The following is a 4,902-nucleotide window of genomic DNA, read 5'->3' on the forward strand; positions in this document are numbered from 1 at the left end:
GCGGGTGTTGGTCACGGCGGCCAATGTAGGTGAACGTGAAGGAGGCAAAAAAGTTCTCAAACGGGTCAAACAATCTCGCACTCAGGGATGTCGTTTGACAATCATCTGGGTGGATGGTGGCTTTAACGGTGAGCCATTCATGCAGTGGGTGATGGACTTTTGCCGTTGGATTGTCCAAGTGGTGCTACGACCAGAACAAACCAAGGGATTCGTGTTGCTCAAAAAACGTTGGGTAGGGGAACGCACTTTCGGTTGGCTTATGGGGTGTCGGCGATTGGTTAGAGATTATCAGTTATTGCCCGAAACATCACAGACGTTTATCTACGTTGCCATGATCCGGATCATGGTCAGGCGATTGGCATAAAATTTGACCCATCAAAACTTTTCAAACACCCTCTAATAACTTTTTAACAATAAATATAAACAACTATTAACTTTGTTTAATAAATCTATGAGCAAAAGTAACTTTTGCGCTCTTATGGGAAAAGGTAAAGGTAAAAGGTTTTTTCTTATTGCTTTTCCTCTTACCCCTTACCCTTTTTCTGACTTCTTTTTGAAGTTCAATGTTCAGAGGCTTGTCTTTTGACATCGCCTCTGTTTAGCTAAAGCTTGATTTAAATCACAGCTTCTTCGCGTTGACAATCAAAAACAACCATGAAAGAAGCGCTAGGTGTCATTTGGCGTAGATGCTGCATGTAACCATCTGCATCGGAGCGACTGCGAAAACGAGCAACAATCTCTCGTTGTGCATCAGGGAGTATACGGGCAATAGCCCAAGAATTAAGACGTTCTTTGTAAGCGATAGTTTGGTTTTCTGATTTGGAAGCTTTGTAATCGGTATTTTGTGGCATGATTATGTTATCCGTATTAACTTTTTCGCAGGGCGTTACTGAGTCTCCTAGCAAGAATGCACTAACGCCTTTTTTAATGATTCTGCCACCTTGTTATTCGATTATTAATTAATTGTCAATAGTCAATGCTATATTTCACACAAACTAAGTTGAAATTTTCAGTTAGCAACAAGCCTCAAAGCCTTACCTGGCAAGTAAAAAAAGAAAAACAAACTTAAATCTCAAAAATGCTAAGTATTGTGTTAAAACTATTTGTATTATTCCCTCTAAGTAAAGCTAGTAACAGTAGTTAATTATTCAATCGTGTTTTATAAGATACTCAGTCTTTAAATTTAGCTACAAATTAAGAGGCTTGATTCAAATTAATTAGTAACAAAATATTCATATTTCGTAAGTTAAAATAACTATTCGAGATTATTTTTATTGATATTTTAATATTTTTCGTGTTAATTAATCTCGATAAAAATCTTGCAAGTAAGATTTTAATAAGAGAAGATAAGTATCTCTGTTTCAGTTACTTTACAAAATGGTTGCATTAATGGCTATTCCCATGTAATGTTTACAAGAAGATGCGTAATGAAATAGGACTTAAATAATTTAACTATAAAGGCGATCGCATTACAGAGTGTAGCAACAATCCACATTGATAATTATCTCGTGAGTTAGGTGCAGATGGACGAGAGCTTGTAGTACTGATAAGAGATGGACCGTATTTGCCTAGGTAAATCTCAACTTAATTGTAGAAATCTTTGTGCAACAAAGAGTGTCAGTATTTAGACTAATTGCTTACAGCCAGCTAAACTTGCAACAGCAGATACTAGATCGTCTAAACTGATAGGCTTGCATATATGCATTTGAAAACCTACTACATAAGCATATGCACGCTCTATCTCTGAAGCAAATCCCGTCAAAGCGATAGCTGGAATCCATTTTCCTTGTGCTGCTACTAGATTTCTAATTTTTGTCAGCGGTGAGTAGCCGAGTTCATCCGATAAGTAGATATCGGAGATGAGGATATCAGGCTTAAAATAGGACAATACTTCTAAAGCCTCATTCACTGAACCAACAGCTAAGATTTCCGCGCCCTCCATTTCAAATAGGATGGTAAGGATCTTTCTTGTATCAGCATCATCATCAATAACTAGCAAGTGCAAGCCATCAACAGAGATAGGTTGACTATACATTTATTTTACCTTTGTGTAGTTCTCACACCTTACTCATTACAGCAATTTCAACCAACAGCAATTTTTCATAATGCTTGATGAGGAAAATAGATGTATGTGATAGGTTTTTCTGCTTCTACAGTGACTTGTGGCAATCAAACTGCGACTAAATTCATGTGAGTAACAAGACGCTTATATTCAGAGGAGAACAAAGTCGAGACTAATCTATTTTGTCTAGGAGTCGAGATATTTTTATCTCTCGATCTTAAGTCCTTGATATCAGCAAATTGATAAAAAGCAGCCCCCGCTAGAAAAAGAGCGATAGAGAAACTATTCATCACCAACGAATCTACGTTTTTAAATTCAAATTTGGCAAAATACTATTTAATTACAATGTGTTGTAGATAACTTCATCGACAATTTCACTATTCAAATAATTATAATCGCAAATCTCAAAAGTGTGCTACGACTCATCAGATTTTTTTATGTACACTGAAGAAGCGATCGAGACAATTTGTTTTATTGAGCGATCGCTGGTCACTCTTTACTTATGTGTTATTTGTGAGTTATCTTTAATTCTACAAACAAATACAATGCAGAAATATCAGAGTAGTACTGAATTTTTTGCAAACATAGGTATACCTTTATTCCTGCTTTTCTCCTCTGCGTAGTCCGTGTAGACAAGCAATTCAGTAATCGAATTGTACTATTACATCAAGATTATTCTATCTTAACATTAAGATTAATGTAAGTTCGACAAAGGATTTGACGAATATAAACTTAGGGATAATATCGCAATTACATCAGCGATAACATGGATTGCTGCACCAGACTTGAATGCAAGCAATGGTGAGAGTGTAGTTGGATAGCTTCGTACAACCTTCAGATTTTAATCTGGGGAACTACTGGAGAGTCTGCATTTGTAGTATTTTAATTGCTCTGGGAGACTGAACTAGAAAAGCGATCGCTATACTAGAAATGCGGTAGATAAAGGAATATAGCGACTCGCAAGTGATATTACTGCCAAATGATTTGTGTATGCTTGCTGTTTTGCTCAAGTTAAATGTATTGCTGGTAAAACCTCGATCGCAGCAGTATTTTCATTCCTTCAGGCGCGGATGGGTAGCTGTTGGAAATCCAATTTGGGCAAATGAGCTTGAAACCCTTTTAACATCAGACTTGCGACCAAAATATCTCTTTTAGTAGCCGCGCACCTTGTCTAGAAAGGGTTTTAGCCATTTGCTGATTACTGGGTAACAATTTTGTATGCTATTATTACCTCATTCGCGCAACAGAACCTTGAAAACCCAATATAGATTGTATTCCAGGCGACCGCAGTTGAAATTTCACTTAATCCCTATTAGGGATTGAAACATTTTTGGACATCCCGAAGCAGGAATACCAATAGGTTGAAATTTCACTTAATCCCTATTAGGGATTGAAACTTGAGCTACCGCACCAATGGGTTGAGCGATCGTTGAAATTTCACTTAATCCCTATTAGGGATTGAAACCAATTACTCTACGTTGAGCAATGCACAGCTACAGTTGAAATTTCACTTAATCCCTATTAGGGATTGAAACGCTAGTACCTAGAATTTCTACGCTAGAACGAGTGGTTGAAATTTCACTTAATCCCTATTAGGGATTGAAACCAGCAGAACGGTCTGACTTGCGATCGCCTTTGAATGTTGAAATTTCACTTAATCCCTATTAGGGATTGAAACCCGTCGTTGTGAGACTCAAAATGTGGGCAGCTAGCGCAAGTTGAAATTTCACTTAATCCCTATTAGGGATTGAAACATGCTCAAAATCTCTCGTTGGCTTTAACTCAAGGTTGAAATTTCACTTAATCCCTATTAGGGATTGAAACAAGTAAATTAAATATAGACAAATCAAAAAGGCGATGTTGAAATTTCACTTAATCCCTATTAGGGATTGAAACGCATCTGTCCACATGGACACATACACTTCTCAAGTTGAAATTTCACTTAATCCCTATTAGGGATTGAAACTTGATCACCGATCTTTCTCAAGGATCGGGGCGGGGTTGTTGAAATTTCACTTAATCCCTATTAGGGATTGAAACAAAGACTGCTTTGAAATTGACTCCCTCCTGTAAAAGTTGAAATTTCACTTAATCCCTATTAGGGATTGAAACAGGTAAGCAGGCGATCGCTTTAGTCGTGCTGCGATCGGGGGTTGAAATTTCACTTAATCCCTATTAGGGATTGAAACTCGACTTGCCAAAGTTAACCCCCAGAAGATATTGTTGAAATTTCACTTAATCCCTATTAGGGATTGAAACTTGTTGCACTCAGGCTACTAAAGTTTATAGTTTGGTTGAAATTTCACTTAATCCCTATTAGGGATTGAAACTCTCCATCTTTTCAATTGGTACGCCTTCCTTTAAGTTGAAATTTCACTTAATCCCTATTAGGGATTGAAACGCGCATTGGACATGGTTCATCTACGTCTACTAATGGTCGCGTTGAAATTTCACTTAATCCCTATTAGGGATTGAAACACCTGATAATTCTTTTCTTCTTCCTCACGACAATGTTGAAATTTCACTTAATCCCTATTAGGGATTGAAACACACAAGCATCCTCGAACAATATCCAGAAGCTTTGTTGAAATTTCATTAACTCCCTATGAGGGATTGGTGCGACTATCGGTTGCACGACGAGAGTGAGTATCTCAGAAATACTCCTGGCGAGTGTCAATGCCAGTACCCGCCCAAAGGGGCATTACGGGTAACTGTAATGTCTCATAGCTAGAGGGTAAAATGCGCGACATCAGCAAGCCGCATAGTTAGGTGAAGTGCTAGGGTAAAACTAGACAGGGTTAACAGATGTGAATCCTTGCAGAGGCATCGTGAAGAGGAAT

3 protein-coding genes and 1 CRISPR repeat array are annotated in these 4,902 nt (G+C 37.8%); of the genes, 1 reads left to right on the forward strand and 2 read right to left on the reverse strand.

What is annotated here, in order from left to right; translation table 11 throughout:
- The coding region (locus I8752_RS21140) for a transposase (protein WP_214434254.1) at window positions 1-364 on the forward strand (364 nt) is incomplete at its 5' end.
- A gap of 250 nt (window positions 365-614) precedes the next feature.
- Here I8752_RS21140 and I8752_RS21145 read toward each other — a convergent pair.
- A complete protein-coding gene (locus I8752_RS21145) occupies window positions 615-851 on the reverse strand; it encodes a hypothetical protein (protein WP_214434255.1) in 237 nt (78 codons plus the stop codon).
- Window positions 852-1,624: 773 nt separating this feature from the next.
- A complete protein-coding gene (locus tag I8752_RS21150; protein WP_214434256.1) occupies window positions 1,625-2,035 on the reverse strand; it encodes a response regulator in 411 nt (136 codons plus the stop codon).
- A 1,316-nt stretch (window positions 2,036-3,351) separates the two neighbouring features.
- Window positions 3,352-4,682: a CRISPR direct-repeat array (repeat unit 37 nt; unit sequence GTTGAAATTTCACTTAATCCCTATTAGGGATTGAAAC).
- Window positions 4,683-4,902: the final 220 nt, after the last annotated feature.

It is taken from the genome of Dendronalium phyllosphericum CENA369 (genome assembly GCF_016056275.1).
Taxonomy (GTDB): Bacteria; Cyanobacteriota; Cyanobacteriia; order Cyanobacteriales; family Nostocaceae; genus Dendronalium; species Dendronalium phyllosphericum.

Bases quoted from the DNA above. Each gene is read 5' to 3' on its own strand.
- I8752_RS21145 (WP_214434255.1), bottom strand. From the start codon at position 851: ATGCCACAAAATACCGATTACAAAGCTTCCAAATCAGAAAACCAAACT.
- I8752_RS21150 (WP_214434256.1), bottom strand. From the start codon at position 2,035: ATGTATAGTCAACCTATCTCTGTTGATGGCTTGCACTTGCTAGTTATT.